This is a genomic window from Nocardiopsis sp. NPDC050513, from assembly GCF_044457925.1.
Lineage (GTDB): Bacteria > Actinomycetota > Actinomycetes > Streptosporangiales > Streptosporangiaceae > Nocardiopsis.
Genome location: NZ_JBITHK010000009.1, coordinates 121,600 through 138,380, shown reverse-complemented (window position 1 = coordinate 138,380; position 16,781 = coordinate 121,600). Strand labels below are relative to the sequence as shown.

The 16,781-nt window shown below is 71.4% G+C and carries 16 protein-coding genes; 13 read left to right on the top strand and 3 right to left on the bottom strand.

What is annotated here, in order from left to right; translation table 11 throughout:
• Positions 1-30 precede the first annotated feature (30 nt).
• The 4 genes from rplM to ACIBFB_RS17855 all read left to right on the top strand — a co-directional run bounded on the left by rplM (position 31) and on the right by ACIBFB_RS17855 (position 3,663).
• A complete protein-coding gene (rplM, locus tag ACIBFB_RS17870) occupies positions 31-480 on the top strand; it encodes a 50S ribosomal protein L13 (RefSeq protein WP_358565357.1) in 450 nt (149 codons plus the stop codon).
• Positions 481-517: 37 nt separating this feature from the next.
• A complete protein-coding gene (gene rpsI / locus ACIBFB_RS17865; protein ID WP_397231395.1) occupies positions 518-1,027 on the top strand; it encodes a 30S ribosomal protein S9 in 510 nt (169 codons plus the stop codon).
• A gap of 161 nt (positions 1,028-1,188) precedes the next feature.
• On the top strand, positions 1,189-2,526 hold the full coding sequence (gene glmM / locus ACIBFB_RS17860; protein WP_397231393.1) for a phosphoglucosamine mutase: 1,338 nt from the start codon (positions 1,189-1,191) through the stop codon (positions 2,524-2,526).
• 156 nt (positions 2,527-2,682) lie between these two features.
• On the top strand, positions 2,683-3,663 hold the full coding sequence (locus ACIBFB_RS17855; protein WP_397231391.1) for an ROK family glucokinase: 981 nt from the start codon (positions 2,683-2,685) through the stop codon (positions 3,661-3,663).
• A 200-nt stretch (positions 3,664-3,863) separates the two neighbouring features.
• Here ACIBFB_RS17855 and ACIBFB_RS17850 read toward each other — a convergent pair whose 3' ends face one another.
• The 3 genes from ACIBFB_RS17850 to ACIBFB_RS17840 all read right to left on the bottom strand — a co-directional run bounded on the left by ACIBFB_RS17850 (position 3,864) and on the right by ACIBFB_RS17840 (position 6,171).
• A complete protein-coding gene (locus ACIBFB_RS17850; protein ID WP_397231389.1) occupies positions 3,864-4,322 on the bottom strand; it encodes an ATP-binding protein in 459 nt (152 codons plus the stop codon).
• Between the two features lie 378 nt (positions 4,323-4,700).
• Positions 4,701-5,297, bottom strand: coding sequence for a Uma2 family endonuclease (locus ACIBFB_RS17845; RefSeq protein ID WP_397231387.1), 597 nt, complete (start codon positions 5,295-5,297; stop codon positions 4,701-4,703).
• A 106-nt stretch (positions 5,298-5,403) separates the two neighbouring features.
• A complete protein-coding gene (locus ACIBFB_RS17840; RefSeq protein ID WP_397231385.1) occupies positions 5,404-6,171 on the bottom strand; it encodes a GntR family transcriptional regulator in 768 nt (255 codons plus the stop codon).
• Between the two features lie 189 nt (positions 6,172-6,360).
• On the opposite strand from ACIBFB_RS17840, the gene ACIBFB_RS17835 reads away from it, so the two are divergent.
• The 9 genes from ACIBFB_RS17835 (at position 6,361) to ACIBFB_RS17795 (ending at position 16,774) form a co-directional block, all read left to right on the top strand.
• Positions 6,361-7,365: a Gfo/Idh/MocA family oxidoreductase gene (locus ACIBFB_RS17835; RefSeq protein ID WP_397231383.1), complete on the top strand. Its 1,005-nt coding sequence runs from the start codon at positions 6,361-6,363 to the stop codon at positions 7,363-7,365.
• A gap of 122 nt (positions 7,366-7,487) precedes the next feature.
• Positions 7,488-8,420 carry a 5-dehydro-2-deoxygluconokinase gene (gene iolC / locus ACIBFB_RS17830; protein WP_397231645.1) on the top strand — a complete coding sequence of 311 codons (933 nt, stop codon included), beginning with the start codon at positions 7,488-7,490 and terminating at the stop codon, positions 8,418-8,420.
• The gene (locus ACIBFB_RS17825; RefSeq protein WP_397231381.1) at positions 8,410-9,303 is read left to right on the top strand and encodes an aldolase; all 894 of its coding nucleotides are present in this window, start codon (positions 8,410-8,412) and stop codon (positions 9,301-9,303) included. The genes iolC and ACIBFB_RS17825 overlap by 11 nt, the downstream gene beginning before the upstream one ends.
• The gene (gene iolB / locus ACIBFB_RS17820; protein WP_397231379.1) at positions 9,300-10,190 is read left to right on the top strand and encodes a 5-deoxy-glucuronate isomerase; all 891 of its coding nucleotides are present in this window, start codon (positions 9,300-9,302) and stop codon (positions 10,188-10,190) included. The genes ACIBFB_RS17825 and iolB overlap by 4 nt, the downstream gene beginning before the upstream one ends.
• On the top strand, positions 10,190-12,079 hold the full coding sequence (gene iolD / locus ACIBFB_RS17815; RefSeq protein WP_397231377.1) for a 3D-(3,5/4)-trihydroxycyclohexane-1,2-dione acylhydrolase (decyclizing): 1,890 nt from the start codon (positions 10,190-10,192) through the stop codon (positions 12,077-12,079). Before iolB ends, iolD begins: the two co-directional genes overlap by 1 nt.
• 26 nt (positions 12,080-12,105) lie before the next feature.
• Positions 12,106-13,602 (top strand): CoA-acylating methylmalonate-semialdehyde dehydrogenase, encoded by a 1,497-nt coding sequence (locus tag ACIBFB_RS17810; protein ID WP_397231375.1) that lies wholly within the window; start codon positions 12,106-12,108, stop codon positions 13,600-13,602.
• A 92-nt stretch (positions 13,603-13,694) separates the two neighbouring features.
• Positions 13,695-14,606 carry a TIM barrel protein gene (locus tag ACIBFB_RS17805; protein ID WP_397231373.1) on the top strand — a complete coding sequence of 304 codons (912 nt, stop codon included), beginning with the start codon at positions 13,695-13,697 and terminating at the stop codon, positions 14,604-14,606.
• 114 nt (positions 14,607-14,720) lie between these two features.
• Positions 14,721-15,710, top strand: coding sequence for a substrate-binding domain-containing protein (locus tag ACIBFB_RS17800; protein WP_397231371.1), 990 nt, complete (start codon positions 14,721-14,723; stop codon positions 15,708-15,710).
• A complete protein-coding gene (locus tag ACIBFB_RS17795) occupies positions 15,710-16,774 on the top strand; it encodes an ABC transporter permease (RefSeq protein WP_397231369.1) in 1,065 nt (354 codons plus the stop codon). The genes ACIBFB_RS17800 and ACIBFB_RS17795 overlap by 1 nt, the downstream gene beginning before the upstream one ends.
• The last annotated feature ends 7 nt before the right edge of the window (positions 16,775-16,781 follow it).

The following is a 16,781-nucleotide window of genomic DNA, read 5'->3' as shown; positions in this document are numbered from 1 at the left end:
CAGCCGACTGAAGAGCGAAGGCAAACGATCGTGCGCACATACAGCCCCAAACCAAGCGATGTTCAGCGTCAGTGGCATGTCGTCGACGCCACCGATCTCGTGCTCGGGCGTATGGCGAGCCAGGTTGCCACGCTCCTCCGGGGCAAGCACAAGCCGTACTACGCGCCCCACATCGACACCGGCGACTTCGTGATCGTCGTGAACGCCGAGAAGGTCGCCCTGACCGGCAACAAGCTGGCTCAGAAGCGTGCCTACCGGCACTCCGGCTACCCCGGCGGTCTGCGTTCCGTCGCGTACGCGGACCTGCTGGAGAAGAACCCCGAGCGGGCCATCGAGAAGGCCGTCAAGGGGATGCTGCCCAAGGGCTCGCTCGGCCGCCAGATGGCCAAGAAGCTCAAGGTGTACGCCGGGCCGGAGCACCCGCACCAGGCCCAGCAGCCGGTGCCGTTCGAAATCAGCAAGATCGAGCAGCCCGCCTAGGCGTTCGCGAGACTTTACAAGAAGCACGAGGAGAACCGTGTCCGAGCCCACCGGCATCGAAGACGTCGCCCAGGACTACGCGGAGAACCCGGAGGAGTTCCCCTCCGAGTACACCACCGAGTCCGAGGAGACGACCGCCGCCTACGTCCCCACCGCGTCCGGCCCCAGCGCCGGCACCGGTCGCCGTAAGCAGGCCGTCGCCCGTGTCCGCATCATCCCCGGCTCTGGTGAGTGGAAGGTCAACGGGAAGCCCCTCGAGGTGTACTTCCCGGACAAGGTCCACCAGCAGACCATCAAGGAGCCGTTCGTCTCCCTCGGGTTCGACGGCGCCTACGACGTCTTCGCCCGTCTGGACGGCGGCGGCACCAGCGGCCAGGCCGGCGCGCTGCGCCACGGCATCGCCCGTGCGCTCGCGTCCCTGGACCCGGAGAACAACCGCCCGACCCTGAAGAAGGCCGGCTTCCTCACCCGTGACTCCCGCGAGGTGGAGCGGAAGAAGGCCGGTCTCAAGAAGGCGCGCAAGGCTCCCCAGTTCTCCAAGCGCTAGTGCTCATGCGCCGGCGTTCGCTCGGCTGAGTCTCCACCCGTGCGTCGTCCCCGAGTCGGGGGCGGCGTACGGGTTTTTCGTTCATCCGGTGGCGACTTCGCCACGACGATCTTCTCCTCCGGCGCCGGACGCGGCGCCGTTCTCGAAAGGGGCTGTGGCCTGTGGCACGGCTGTTCGGAACAGATGGTGTACGGGGCGTCGCCGGTCGGGACCTGACCGCCTCGCTGGCCCTGGACCTGTCCATCGCGGCTGCCCGCGTGCTGGCCGAGCGCACCGAGGGGCGGCGTCCCCTGGCGGTCGTCGGCCGGGACCCGCGGGCCTCGGGCGAGTTCCTGGAGGCGGCCGTGGTCGCCGGGCTGGCGAGCACCGGCGTCGACGTGGTCCGGGTCGGCGTCCTGCCGACCCCCGCCGTCGCGTTCCTGACCGGTGAGCTGGACGCCGACTTCGGCGTCATGCTCTCCGCGAGCCACAACCCCGCCCCCGACAACGGGATCAAGTTCTTCGCGCGCGGCGGCCAGAAGCTGGAGGACGCGCTGGAGGACGAGATCGAGGGCATGCTCGGCGTGCCGTCCACCCCGTCCGTGGGCGACGACGTCGGCCGGGTCACCGACGCCGCCGACGGCGTGGAGCGCTACGTCGAGCACGTGCTGACGTCGCTGCCGTACCGCCTGGACGGGCTGAGGGTCGTCGTGGACTGCGCCAACGGGGCCTCCTCGACCGTGGCGCCCGAGGCGCTGCGCCGCGCGGGGGCCGAGGTCATCACGATCGGTGACCGGCCGGACGGGCGGAACATCAACGAGGGCTGCGGCTCCACGCACCTGGACGCGCTCAGGGAGGCGGTCCTGACGCACGGCGCGGACGCCGGCATCGCCAACGACGGCGACGCCGACCGCTGCCTCGCCGTGGACGCGGAGGGCCGGGTGGTCGACGGTGACCACATCCTCGCGATCCTGGCCGTGGAGGCCAAGGAGGCCGGGCGTCTGTCCGAGGACACCCTGGTCGTGACGGTCATGTCCAACCTGGGACTGAAGCTGGCGATGGAGCGGGAGGGCATCGCCGTCGCGGAGACCGCGGTGGGCGACCGCTACGTGCTGGAGGAGATGAAGCGCGGCGGGTTCAACCTCGGCGGCGAGCAGTCCGGCCACGTGATCCTGCTCGACCACGCCACCACCGGTGACGGGCTCCTGTGCGGCCTGCACCTGCTCGCGGCGATGGCCCGGCGCCAGCTGGGCCTGGCGGAGCTGGCCAAGGTGATGACCCGGCTGCCGCAGGTGCTGGTCAACGTGTCCGGGGTGGACAAGTCCCGGACCCACGAGTCCGCGGAGCTGGCCGCCGCCGTGCGCGCGGCCGAGGCCGAGCTGGGCGGGACCGGCCGTGTGCTGCTCCGCCCGAGCGGGACCGAGCCGAAGGTACGCGTCATGGTCGAGGCCCAGGAGCAGGAGCAGGCCGGGGCGATCGCCGAACGGCTCGCGGACGCGGTGCGGTCGGCGCTCGGGTAGGGCGCGTTCCGTGGTCGCCGCCCGCCGCGAGACGGGGTGCGGGTCCGCGGAGCACACGCCCCGAGGGCACAGACGGGCGCGTGAGGGTGTTGTGCTGACCGGGGGCCGTGACAGCGGCCCCCGGTCATCGTGTGTCGGGCACAGGGGTGGAGCGGGATGACGGAGTCACGGAGTGGGGACGCCCTGACGATCGGGGTGGACATCGGCGGAACGAAGGTGGCCGCCGGTGTGGTCACGGCCGGGGGGCATGTGCTGGCCCGCCTGCGGACCGAGACGCCCGAGCGGAGCAAGAGCCCGGCGGTGGTCGAGGACACGATCGTCGGGGTCGTGCGCGAGCTGACGCGGGAGTTCGCCGTGGCCGCCGTGGGGGTGGGCGCCGCGGGGTTCGTGGACGAGCAGCGCGCCAACGTCCTCTTCGCGCCGCATCTGTCGTGGCGCAGGGAGCCGCTGCGCGACGCGCTCGCCGACCGGCTCGGCCTGCCGGTCGTGGTGGAGAACGACGCCAACGCCGCCGCCTGGGCGGAGGTGCGCTCCGGGGCGGGACAGGGCGTGGACGACGTCGTGGTGGTCAACCTGGGCACCGGGATCGGCGGAGCCGTCGTCGTCGGCGGCCGGCTGCACCGGGGCCGCTACGGCATCGCGGGTGAGTTCGGGCACATGACGGTGGTGCCGGGCGGGCACCGGTGCGAGTGCGGCAACCGGGGTTGCTGGGAGCAGTACGCCAGTGGGAACGCGGTGACGCGTGAGGCCCGTGAACTGGTGCGCGCGGAGTCGCCTGTCGCGCGGGTCCTGCACCAGGCCGTCGGCGGCGACGCGGCGCAGATCACGGGCCCGCTGGTCAGCGAGCTGGCGAGCAAGGGCGACCGGGCGTGCGTGGAGATCCTGGAGGAGGTCGGGACGTGGCTGGGCAGCGGCCTGGCGAACCTGGCGGCGGCGTTCGACCCGGAGCTGTTCATCATCGGGGGAGGGGTGTCGGAGTCCGGTGAGCTGCTGCTCGGTCCGGCGCGCACCGCGTTCGAGCGCAACCTGACGGGACGGGGCTACCGCCCGGCCGCGCGCGTGGTCCCGGCGGCGCTGGGCAACGAGGCGGGCCTGATCGGCGCCGCGGAGCTGGCCCGCGAGGCGTTGGAGCCGTAGTGGCCCGTGCGCCGGCACGCCCTACGCGGTGCGGCGGACGCCGCACCGCGTAGGCGCACTGACCTGGGAGGTGGGCTACGCGGGTGGCCCGAGGGCCGCCGGGCGGGGTGCGGACCGGGTGGTGCTCGTCGTGACGCGACCAGCCGAACGCCTCCGCCGCTCGGTCCCGCGACGCGGGCCCGAGCCCGCGCCCGCGTCGGTCAGGCGAGGACCTCCGCCCAGGCGTGGGTGCCGTAGGGCAGGCGGTGGCCGATGCCCCAGTGGGCGGCGGTCCGGGCGACCAGGGACAGGCCCCGCCCCGACTCGGCGTCGGGGGCGGCCTCCCCGCCCGTGGCCGGGGCGCCGGACGGGCCGTCGCCCCGGTCGTGCACGTCGATCCGCAGCCCGGACGGCGCCCAGGTGACCGCGAGGTCGATGGGCGGCTGACCGTGGTGGATCGCGTTGGCGACGAGTGCGCTGACGATGAGGTCGGAGCGGTGGTGCAGGTCAGCGCGGTCCCGGGCCCCTACGTGGATCAGGTTTGCGACGAACCCGGTGACGAGGCGGCGGGCGAGGCGGTCGGCGACCGGGGTGTCCGGGAGCCGCCAGAGAGCCCGTGCGCGTGTGTCCCCCGAACACGCGGGGTCGGTGGGTGTGGCCTCGGTGCTGCGCGTGTGCATCTCGCCTTTTCCTTCGGGAAGGGACCGACGCGGAGCCTGGACGCGGACGCGGGGATGGGCGTGTCCCCGTCGCGGGATGCGAGAGTCCGAACGGTGTGTGTTCCGCGCGGCCGATGGGAGGTGCGCCCGAACCGGATTCCCGTGGGTGAGCTCCCCGTGTGACGCGGATCACTGATGTCTCAGGTTTAACGCTCTCTGGACAAGATGTCAATAGGTTGTCTAGACATAGCTACATGGAAATCAGCGTATGGCCCCGCGAGTCCGCGGGCGGGAGCGGCTGAACGTGCTGTGCAGCCGGGGGCGAGGCGTCGGCGCGGTGGTCCGGCGCCGGCCGGGCGCTGCGCCCGCCGACGCCGAACGGTCTCGGTCTCTGGGGCTCTACCGCCTGGCCAGCGCCTTCACGTCGATGTCGATGGTGAACGGAACGTCCAGCTTGAGCCGGTCCCGCGCGATGGTGATGGGGACGTACCTGGGATCCCGCACCCCGTCGAGTTCGTAGACGTGGATCGCGGGGCCGCCGTCTTCCTGCTCGATCCGCCAGAAGTGCGGGATGCCCGCCTGCGCGTACTTGAGGGGCTTCGTGGTGCGGTCCCGGTCCTGCGACTCCTCGGAGACGATCTCCACGGCGATGAGCACGTCCTCGGCCGGGACGTGTGTCGCCCTGTACCAGTCGAGGTGCTCTTCGTCCCCCTCCTCGAACCGGTAGACGAGCACGTCGGGTTCCGGACGCTGGTACTTGCCCAGCTTCATGGTCATCTCGTGCATGACGTCAACCCCTGCGGGGGAGGCGTCCTCCAGGGCATTGGCCAGTCGACGCATGACCTTGCTGTGGAATCCGGTCTGGGGGGACAGCAGAACGAGCGCTCCGTCGATGAGTTCCATCCGGGGGGCGCCCGGAGGAAGATCGTCCATGTCATCGGCGGTCCAGCCGCCGGGCGGTGGTGTGAACCAGTCGGGGAGCGGCTCGGCGGTCATCGAATCCTCCGGGGTCGATTCCTGACGCCACTCTAGTATCGCCGGTCTTCTCATGACAGGAACGTAGCGCAGGGTGACGACACGACCGCGGGGATGCGCGGGGAGGTCAGTCGGTCAGGGTGAGCTCGAAGGAGTAGCGGGACGCCCGGTAGACGTGCGAGCCGACCTCGACGACGCGGCCGACGTCGTCGTACACGGTGCGCTCCATGGTGAGCAGCGGGGCGCCGCGCGACTCGCCCAGCACGCGCGCCTCGGCCGCCGTGGCGTTGCGCGCCCCGATGCTCTGCGAGGCGATCTTCATCGTGACGCCCGCCGCCCGGAGCAGCTGGTAGAGCCCCTGGTGGGCGAGGCGCTCCTCGTCGAGCGCCACCAGTTCGGTCGGCACGTAGTTGTGCATCAGCGCGAGCGGTTCGTCGCGCGCGTACCGGAGTCGTTCGAGGACGTACACCTCGGTGCCCGGGTCCACCTCCAGCGCGGTCGCGATCGCGTCCGGCGGCGCCTCCACGGCCAGCCGCAGGACGTCCGTACGCGGCTGCTCGCCGGTGCGGCTGAGGTCGTCGTACAGGCTGGACAGCTCCAGCGGCCGACGCACCCGGGGCATGACCACCTGGGTGCCCACGCCGCGCTTGCGCACCAGCAGGCCCCGGTCCACCAGGTACTCGATGGAGCGGCGGAGTGTGGGCCGGGAGAGTCCGAGGCGTTCGGCGAGCAGGAGTTCGTTCTCCAGCTTCGTGCCCACGGCCAGCTCGCCCGCCATGATGCGCCGCTCCAGTTCCTGCGCCACCTGGAAGTACAGGGGTACCGGGCTGGAGCGGTCGATGGGGATCGACAGCGGGGTCTGGGTCACGGGCTCGTCCGTTCGTCGCTGGGGCATCGGAAGGGCGTTCCCCTCCAAGGGTCAGTGTAGTGATGCCCAGTTGTCCGCACGTTTATAGGTACTTATGTCTAGACAAACTATTGACAGGTCTGTTTCGGCTGGGTGAACATGGGGCTGTGGCTGTGACCCAGGGAACAGTCACCCCGGGGCGACCGTCCCGGGATCCGGACACCGAGAGGGGTGGGCATGCGCGTCGGACTGGTGGGCGCAGGACGGATCGGCGAGTCGCACGCGGCGGCCGTCGCCGCGCGGCCGGAGGTCGAGGAGCTGGTCCTGGCCGACGCCGACCCCGCCCGCGCCCGGGAGGTCGCCGGGCGGGTCGGCGCGCACGTCGCGGGGACCGTGGACAACCTCCTCCGGCCGGGCGCGGTGGACGCGCTCGTGATCACCGCCGCCACCTCGGCGCACGCCGAGCTGATCCTCGCCGGGGTCCGAGCGGGGGTGCCGGTCTTCTGCGAGAAGCCGGTCGCGCCGACCGTCGGCGAGACCGTCCAGGTCCTGCGCGAGGTCGACGAGCGCCGGGCTCTGGTGCACATCGGTTTCATGCGGCGCTTCGACGCCGGGTACGCCCGGGCGCGCCGGGCACTGCGCGACGGCGAGCTGGGCGAGCTGCACCGCGTGCACGCCGTGACGTGCGACGCGGCGCCGCCGCCCGCCGCCTACATCCCCACGTCGGGCGGGCTCTTCCGCGACTGCAGCGTCCACGACTTCGACGTCCTGCGCTGGATCACCGGCCGCGAGGTGGTCGAGGTCCACGCCTACGGGGCCAACCGGGGCGCCGACTACTTCGCCGAGGCCGGGGACGTCGACACCGCCGTCGCGGTCCTGCGCATGGACGACGGGGTCCTCGCCACCGTGCAGGGATCCCGCTACAACGGCGGCGGCTACGACGTCCGGATGGAGCTGGCCGGATCGGCCGGGACCATCGCCGTCGGCCTCGACGACCGAACCGCCCTGCGCTCGGCGGAGGAGAAGGCGGCCTTCCCCGGGCAGGAGCCCTTCCGCGAGTTCTGGTCCCGCTTCGCCTCCGCCTACGAGGCCGAGGTCACCGCCTTCCTGAGCGCGGTGCGCGAGGGAGGGACCAGCCCCTGCACGGTCGCCGACGCCCTGGAGGCGCTCCTGGTCGCGGAGGCCGCCGAGCGGTCCCGCCGCGAGGGCCGCCCGGTGCGCATCGAGGAGGTGCGCCCGTGACCCCGGCACCACCGACAACGACGAGAACAGAGAAGGCGAGCACCGGTGTACCGCAACCTACGGAGGTCCCCGTGAAGGCCAGTGCAGGACGTGGCCCCGACGGGCCGCACGGCGTCGTCACCATGGGCCGCGTCGGCGTCGACGTCTACCCCGAGCAGACCGGGGTAGGACTGGACGAGGTGCGTTCCTTCGGCAAGTTCCTGGGCGGCAGCCCGACCAACGTGGCCGTCGCCGCCGCGCGGTACGGGCACCGGTCCGCGGTGATCACCCGCACCGGCGACGACCCCTTCGGCCGGTTCGTCCACCAGGCGCTGCGCGGCTTCGACGTCGACGACCGCTTCGTCTTGCCGGTCGCCGGCCTGCCCACCCCCGTCACGTTCTGCGAGATCTTCCCGCCGGACGACTTCCCCCTCTACTTCTACGGCCGCGACCCCATCGCGCCCGACCTGATGATCCGGGCCGAGGACCTCGACCTGGACGCGATCGCCGCGGCGGACGTGTTCTGGGTGACCGTCACCGGCCTGAGCCAGGAGCCGAGCCGCACCGCCACCCTGGAGGCCCTCCGGGCACGCGGGCGCCGGGGCATCACCATCATCGACCTGGACTACCGGCCGATGTTCTGGGAGTCGCGCGAGGAGGCCCGCCGCTGGGTCGCCGAGGCGCTCCCGTACGCGACCGTCGCCGCGGGCAACCTCGACGAGTGGGAGACCGCCGTCGGGGACCGCGACCCCCAGGCCGCGGCCAAGGCCGGGCGCGAGGCCGGGCTCGACCTGGCCGTCGTCAAGCAGGGGCCCGCCGGTGTGCTCGCCGTGGACGACTCCGGGCAGGTCAGCGTCCCGCCCGTCCCGGTCGAGGTGGTCAACGGCCTCGGCGCGGGCGACGCCTTCGGCGGCGCACTGTGCCACGGACTGCTCTCCGGCTGGGACACCGAGCGCGTCATGCGCTTCGCCAACGCCGCGGGCGCCATCGTCGCCTCCCGACTGTCCTGCGCCGACGCCATGCCCACCTCCGCCGAGGTCGAGGCGAAGCTGGAGGAGGCGGCCCATGTCGGCTGACATGCTGCGCACGATCGTCGAGACACGCCTGCACCACCCGGACGCCATCGCCGAGGCCGCGGCCAGCCGGACCCGGCCCACCTCGCCCGTGGGGGAGAGCGGCAAGGCGATGATCGTCGCCGCCGACCACCCCGCCCGGGGCGCGTTGCGCTCGGGCTCCCGCCCGATGGCCATGGCCGACCGCGCCGACCTGCTCGACCGGCTGCGCACGGCACTGGCGCGCCCCGGCGTCACGGGCGTGCTGGCCACGGCCGACATCATCGAGGACCTGCTCCTGCTGCGGAACCCGGACGGGACCGGGGTCCTGGACGGCAAGTCCGTGTTCGGCTCGATGAACCGCGGCGGGCTCGCGGGCGCGGCCTGGGAGATCGACGACCGCTTCACCGGCTACGACGCCGCCGGGATCGCCCGGATGGGGTTCGAGGGCGGCAAGATGCTGCTGCGCCTGGACTACGACGACGACCGCACCATTCCGACCCTGGAGAGCTGCGCCAAGGCGGTCAACGAGCTCAACGCCGCCCGCCTCGTCGCGATGGTCGAGCCGTTCATCTCCGCCCGCAGTGAGGGCGTGGTCCGCAACGACCTGTCCCCGGACGCGGTCGCCCGGTCCGTCGCCATCGGCTCCGGGCTCGGCAACACCTCGGCCCGCACCTGGCTCAAGCTCCCGGTCGTGGACGAGATGGAGCGGGTCATGGCCACCTCCACCCTGCCCACGGTGTTGCTGGGCGGAGAGCTGTCCGAGGACCCCGACGCCGCCTTCGCCCGTTGGGGCGAGGCGCTGAAGCTGCCCAACGTCATCGGACTGACCGTGGGCAGGTCCCTGCTGTACCCGGCCGACGACGACGTCGTGGCCGCCGTCGACACCGCTGTGGGGTTGTTGTGACTTCAACGAACGGTAAGCACTACCTGCCCGCGGGGAGCACCGCCGCGCCGCCCTTCCGCACGGTCATCACGCCCGAGTCCGCCGGGTGGGGATACTCGGGGCTGCGGGTCCTGGAGCTGGCCCCCGGCGCCAGCGAGGAGATCAGCACCGGCGACGCCGAGACCCTGGTCCTGCCGCTCGAAGGCGGCTGCTTCGTCTCCGTGGACGGCGAGGACTTCCGCGTGACCGGGAGGAACAGCGTGTTCTCCCGCGTCACCGACTTCGTCTACCTGCCGCGCGACGCCCGCGCCACGATCACCAGCACGCGGGGCGGCCGGTTCGCCCTCCCGTCCGCGCGCTGCGACCGGCGGCTGCCCGCCCGCTACGGCGCGGCCGAGGACGTCCCGGTCGAGCTGCGCGGAGCCGGGCAGTCCAGCCGCCAGGTGAACAACTTCTGCGTTCCCGGGACCTTCGAGGCCGACAAGCTCATCGCCTGCGAGGTGCTCACCCCCTCGTCCAACTGGTCCTCCTACCCGCCGCACAAGCACGACGAGGTCACCGCGACCGAGTGCGAGCTGGAGGAGATCTACTACTACGAGGTCTCGGAGGGGCCCACCGGCCCCGGAATCGGCTACCAGCGGGTCTACGGCACGGAGGGGCGTCCCATCGACGTCTTCGAGGAGATCCGCGCCGAGGACGCCGTGCTCATCCCGCACGGCTGGCACGGCCCCTCCATGGCCGCGCCCGGGTACGACCTCTACTACCTGAACGTCATGGCGGGCCCCGGTGAGGAGCGCGCGTGGAAGATCTGCGACGACCCCGCCCACGGATGGGTGCGCGCGACCTGGGCGGACCAGGAGACGGACCGCCGCCTGCCGCTGACCTCCACCGCCGAGAGGGAGGCGTGATGACCCAGTCGACCCGGACCGTCCGGCTCACCACGGCGCAGGCCCTGGTCCGCTTCCTCGCCGCGCAGTACAGCGAGCGCGACGGCGTCGAACAGCGGTTCATCCCCGGCGTGTGGGGCATCTTCGGGCACGGCAACGTCGCCGGTCTCGGCCAGGCGCTGCTCCAGGCCGCCCGGACCGGCGAGGCCGACCTGCCCTACTACCTGGCCCGCAACGAGCAGGGCATGGTGCACGCCAGCGTCGGGTTCGCCAAGACCCGCAACCGGCTCCAGACCTTCGCCTGCTCGGCCTCCACCGGCCCCGGCTCCACCAACATGGTCACCGGAGCCGCGCTGGCCACCACCAACCGCATCCCGGTCCTGCTGCTGCCCAGCGACATGTTCGCCACCCGCTACCCGGACCCGGTGCTCCAGCAGTTGGAGGACACGCGCGGCGGCGACGTCACCGTCAACGACGCGTTCCGGCCGGTCTCCAAGTACTTCGACCGGATCACCCGTCCCGAGCAGCTGATCCCGGCGGCCCAGGCCGCCATGCGGGTGCTCACCGACCCGGTGGAGACCGGCGCGGTCACGCTGTGCCTGCCCCAGGACGTCCAGGCCGAGTCCTACGACTGGCCGGCGGAGTTCTTCCGCAGGCGCGTCTGGCACATCGGCCGACCCGTGCCCGAAGCCGACGCCCTGGCCCGCGCGGCCTCGGTGATCCGGATGGCCGAGCGGCCCCTGCTGGTCGCGGGCGGCGGCGTGGTCTACTCCGAGGCGTGCACGGCCCTGCGTGAGTTCGCCGAGGCCACCGGCATCCCGGTCGCCGACACCCACGCGGGAAAGGGAGCGCTCCCGTGGGACCACGACCGCGCCGTGGGCGGGGTCGGCTCCACGGGCGCCAAGAGCGCCAACACGCTCGCCCGCGAGGCCGACGTGGTGATCGGCGTCGGCACCCGGTACAGCGACTTCACCACCGCCAGCCACACGGTTTTCGCGAACCCGGACGTCACGTTCGTCAACCTGAACGTGGCCCGGTTGGACGCGGCCAAGCACGCGGCCACCCAGCTGGTCTCCGACGCGCGCACGGGCCTGGACGCGCTGCGCCGGGAACTGGCCGGCTGGGAGGTCGCGGCCGACTACCGGGCACGCACCCGGGAGCTGGCCGACGAGTGGGCCGCGATCACCGACGCCTGCTACACCGTCGAGCACGGCCCGCTGCCCGCCCAGACGGCCGTGCTGGGGGCGCTCAACGACGTCCTCGACGACCGCGACGTGGTCATCAACGCCGCCGGGAGCATGCCCGGCGACCTGCAGATGCTGTGGCGGGCCAGGGACCCGAAGGCCTACCACGTCGAGTACGCCTACTCCTGCATGGGCTACGAGGTGGCCAGCGGCACGGGCGTCAAGATGGCCGACCCCTCCCGCGAGGTGGTCGTCCTGGTCGGCGACGGGTCCTACCTGATGATGGCCCAGGAGATCGTCACCATGGTCTCCGAGGGGATCAAGGTGATCATCGTCGTGGTCCAGAACCACGGCTTCGCCTCGATCGGCTCCCTGTCCGAGTCGCTCGGCTCCCAGCGGTTCGGCACGAAGTACCGCTACCGCGACCCGTCCACCGGCCAGCTCGACGGGTCCGTCCTGCCCGTCGATCTGGCGGCCAACGCGGCCAGCCTCGGCGCCCGCGTCATCCGCGCCGACGGCATCAAGGAGTTCCGCGCGGCCCTCGCCGAGGCGAAGGCCGCCGACACGACCACCGTCGTGCACGTCGAGACCGACCTGGAGGGCCCCAACCCGCCCGGCAGCGCCTGGTGGGACGTGCCGGTCAGCCAGGTCTCCGACCTCGACAGCACCCGCGACGCGTACCTGACCTACCACTCGCACAAGCAGGGACAGCGCCACTACCTGTGACGCCTTCCGGACCAGAGGAATCCACCGTGAAGACCATCCAGCACTGGATCGACGGGGCCGCGACCTCCGGGGCCTCGACCCGCACCGCGCCGGTGTGGAACCCGGCCACCGGTGAGCAGCAGGCCGCCGTCCTGCTCGCCGAGCCCTCCGACGTCGACGCCGCGGTCGCCTCGGCCGCCAAGGCCTTCGAGAGCTGGGGCGAGTCCTCGCTGACCAAGCGCACGCGCGTGCTGTTCTCGCTGCGCGAGCTCCTGGCCAGGCACGAGGACGAGATCGCCCGGATCATCGCCGCGGAGCACGGCAAGGTGATCGACGACGCCAAGGGCGAGATCGTCCGCGGGCGCGAGGTCGTCGAGTACGCCTGCGGCATCATCAGCGCGCTCAAGGGCGGGTACTCCGACCAGATCTCCACCGGGATCGACTCCTTCGACTTCCGCCAGCCGCTCGGCGTCGTCGCGGGGATCACCCCGTTCAACTTCCCGATCATGGTGCCCCTGTGGATGCACCCGGTCGCGATCGCCTGCGGCAACACGTTCGTGCTCAAGCCCAGCGAGCGCGACCCGTCGGCGTCCAACTTCGTCGCCCGGCTCTACGCCGACGCGGGGCTGCCCGACGGCGTGTTCAACGTGGTGCACGGCGACAAGACCGCCGTGGACACGCTCCTCGACCACGAGGACGTCGAGGCCGTCTCCTTCGTCGGCTCCACCCCGATCGCCAGGTACGTGCACGAGCGCGGCACCGCCTCCGGCAAGCGGGTCCAGGCCCTCGGCGGCGCCAAGAACCACGCGGTCGTCCTGCCCGACGCGGACCTCGAGTTCGCCGCCGACCACCTGACCGCCGCCGCGTTCGGCTCCGCGGGTCAGCGCTGCATGGCGATCTCCGCCGCGGTCGCCGTCGGCGACGCCGCGGACGCGCTGGTGCCGGTGCTCGCCGACAAGGCCAAGGCGGTCAGGGTCGGTCCCGGCCAGGACACCGCCAACGACATGGGCCCGGTCATCACCGCGCAGGCGCGCGACCGCGTCGCCGGGTTCGTCTCCTCCGGCGAGGAGCAGGGCGCGGTGGTCGTGGTCGACGGCCGCGACCTGAGCGTCGAGGGTCACGAGGAGGGCTTCTTCGTCGGCCCGTCGCTGCTCGACAAGGTCACCGCGGACATGGACGTGTACAAGGAGGAGGTCTTCGGGCCCCTGCTGGTGATCGTCCGCGCCGCCGACCTGGACGAGGCGATCGAGCTGATCAACGCCAACCCGTACGGCAACGGCACCGCCATCTTCACCAGCGACGGCGAGGCCGCCCGCCGCTTCCAGCGCAAGGTCACGGTCGGGATGATCGGCGTCAACGTGCCGATCCCCGTACCGATGGCGCACTACTCCTTCGGCGGTTGGAAGGACTCGCTCTTCGGCGGCAGCCACATCCACGGACCCGAGGGCGTGCGGTTCTACACCCGCGCCAAGGTCGTCACCAGCAGGTGGCCGCACGTCGACCGGTCGGTCGAGGCCGCCTTCAACTTCCCCACCCACGGCTAGCCCGGAGGCCGGTCGGGCGCCGAGTGCGCGGCGCCCGACCAGCCGGCCCCGGCCGTGTGAGCCAGCCACGTCCTTCACGAAATGAGACCGTCATGACGGAGAAACTGGTCCTCGGATCCGCCCCCGACTCCTGGGGGGTGTGGTTCCCCGAGGACGAGCACCAGACCCCGTGGAACCGCTTCCTCGACGAGCTGGTCGAGGCCGGGTACACGTGGCTCGAACTGGGTCCGTACGGGTACCTGCCCACCGACCCGAAGCGCCTGGCCGACGAGGTCGGACGGCGAGGCCTGAAGGTCTCCGGCGGCACGGTCTTCGGCAACCTGCACAACCCTGACGCCTGGGACGACACCGTCACCACCGTCCGGAAGGTCGCCGAGCTGACCGCCGCCGTCGGCGCGCACCACCTGGTCTTCATCCCGCCCATGTACCGGGACGAGAAGACCGGGGAGTTCTCCGAGTCGCCGACGCTCGACGACGGCCAGTGGAGGAACCTCCACCGGTCCGCCGACGAGCTCGGCAGGATCCTGCTGGGCGACTACGACGTGCGGCTGTGCCTGCACTCGCACGCCGACAGCCACATCCAGACCCAGGCGGAGATCGAGCGGTTCCTGGACGGGACCGACCCCGAGTACGTGTCCCTGTGCCTGGACACCGGACACGTCGCCTACGGCGGCGGCGACGCCGTGGACCTGATCCGCCGGTACTCCGAGCGCGTCGACTACGTGCACATCAAGCAGATGGACCCGGAGATCGTCCGGCGGGTCCACGAGGAGAAGCTCAGCTTCGGCGAGGCCGTCAAGCTCGGCGTGTGCGTGGAGCCCCCGTCCGGGGAGCCCGCGCCCAAGGCCGTCATCGACGCCCTCGAGGAGGTCGACGCCCGGCTCTTCGTGATCGTCGAGCAGGACCTGTACCCCTGCGAGCCGGACGTCCCGCTGCCCATCGCGGTCCGGACCCGCGAGTACCTCAACAGCTGCGGATTGGGGGCGCGCTACCAGAAGGCCTGACACCCGCTCCAGACGCTGAGCCCGCCGTCTCCGACGGACTCCCCACAAGTCGCATCGGCCCCTGCGACCACCACAGGTTGAGTGAATCCCCCAGACCGAAAACGAGGTCGAAGCATGAAGCGCAGCACCACGTACACCGCCCTGATCGCAGGGGCCGCGAGCCTGCTGCTCGTCGGCACGGCGTGCAGTTCCGAGGGAGGCCGGGAGGAGAGCGGCGGAGCCGGCGGCGACGTCGAGACGCCCGACATGACCATCGCGATGATCACCCACGAGGTCCCGGGCGACACCTTCTGGGACATCATCCGCGCGGGCGCCGAGGACGCGGCGGCCAAGAGCGGGATCGAGCTGGAGTACTCCTCCGCGCCGGAGGCCCGGGAGCAGGCCAACCTCATCCAGAGCGCCATCGAGCGCGGCGTGGACGGCATCGCCGTCACCCTCGCCAAGCCCGACGCCCTGGAGGGCGCCATCTCCGACGCGGTGGACGCGGGCATCCCGGTGGTCGCGTTCAACGCGGGTATCGAGGAGTGGCAGGACATGGGCGTGCTGGAGTACTTCGGCACGGACGAGCACCTGGCCGGCACCGCGTTCGGCGAGCGGTTGAACGACGTCGGCGCGGAGAAGGTCATGTGCGTCATCCAGGAGCAGGGCCACGTGGCCCTGGAGACCCGGTGCGCCTCCCTGGGCGAGGCCTTCGAGGGCGAGTCCGAGGTCGTGTACGTGGACAGCGCGAACATGCCGGAGGTGCGGACCAGCATCGCCTCGACCCTCCAGGCGGACGAGGACTTCGACTACGTGGTCACCCTGGGCGCGCCGATCGCCATGACCGCGGTCGACGCGGTCGACGACGCGGGCAGCGACGCGAGGGTCGCCACCTTCGACACCAACGGCGAACTGGTCGGCGCCATCCAGGGCGGCATCGTCGACTGGGCGGTCGACCAGCAGCCCTACCTGCAGGGCTACCTGTCCGTGGACGGCCTGTGGCTGTACAACACCAACGGCAACGTGTCCGGCGGCGGGACCGAGCCCGTCCTGACCGGCCCGGCGTTCATCGACGAGACCAACGCCGACGCGGTCGCCGAGTACTCCGAGGGAGGCACCCGATAATGAGCCACGTCCTCACGGCCAAGGGCTCGTCCCCGGGCAACGGCTCGGAGAAGACCCTGCGGGTGAGCAGCAGATCCACGCTTCGGCGCTTCATGACCCGGCCCGAGGTCGGCTCCTTGGTCGGCGCGGTGATCGTGTTCACCGTCTTCTTCACCATCGCCGAGCCGTTCCGCTCGGCCGGGGCGTTCACCAACATCCTCTACGCCAGCTCCACGATCGGCATCATGGCCGTGGGCGTGGCGCTGCTGATGATCGGCGGCGAGTTCGACCTCTCCGCCGGGGTCGCGGTGATCAGCTCCGGACTGGCCGCGTCGATGTTCGCGTGGTATTTCTCGCTGAACGTCTGGATCGGAATCCTGTTCGCCCTGGCGGTGTCGCTCGCCATCGGGTTCCTCAACGGGTGGCTGCTGGTCCGCACCAAACTGCCCAGCTTCCTGGTGACACTGTCGATGTTCCTCATGCTCCAGGGACTCAACATCGGCATCACCAAGCTGGTCATCGGCACCGTCTCCACGCGCAACATCTCGACGATGGACGGCTTCGAGCAGGCCCGGGCGATCTTCGCCTCCAGCTTCAACGTCGCCGGGGTCGAGGTCCGGGTGACCGTCCTGTGGTGGATGGTGTTCGCCGGCCTGGCCACGTGGGTGCTCATGCGCACCAAGGTGGGCAACTGGATCTACGCGGTCGGCGGCAACGCCGAGAGCGCCCGGGCCGTCGGCGTGCCGGTCGCCAAGGTCAAGATCGGCCTGTTCATGACGGTCGGGTTCATGGCCTGGTTCTCGGGCATGCACCTGCTGTTCATGTTCAACACGGTGCAGTCCGCTGAGGGCGTGGGCAACGAGCTGCTGTACATCATGGCGGCCGTGGTCGGCGGGTGCCTGCTGACCGGCGGCTACGGCACGGTGATCGGCGCCGCGATCGGCGCGTTCATCTACGGCATGACCCGCCAGGGCATCGTGCTCGCCGGATGGGACAACAACTGGGTGTTCTTCTTCGTGGGGGCGATGCTCCTGCTCGCGGTCGTGGTCAACGGCTGGGTCCGTACGCAAGCGAACAAGAGGTGACCGAGGT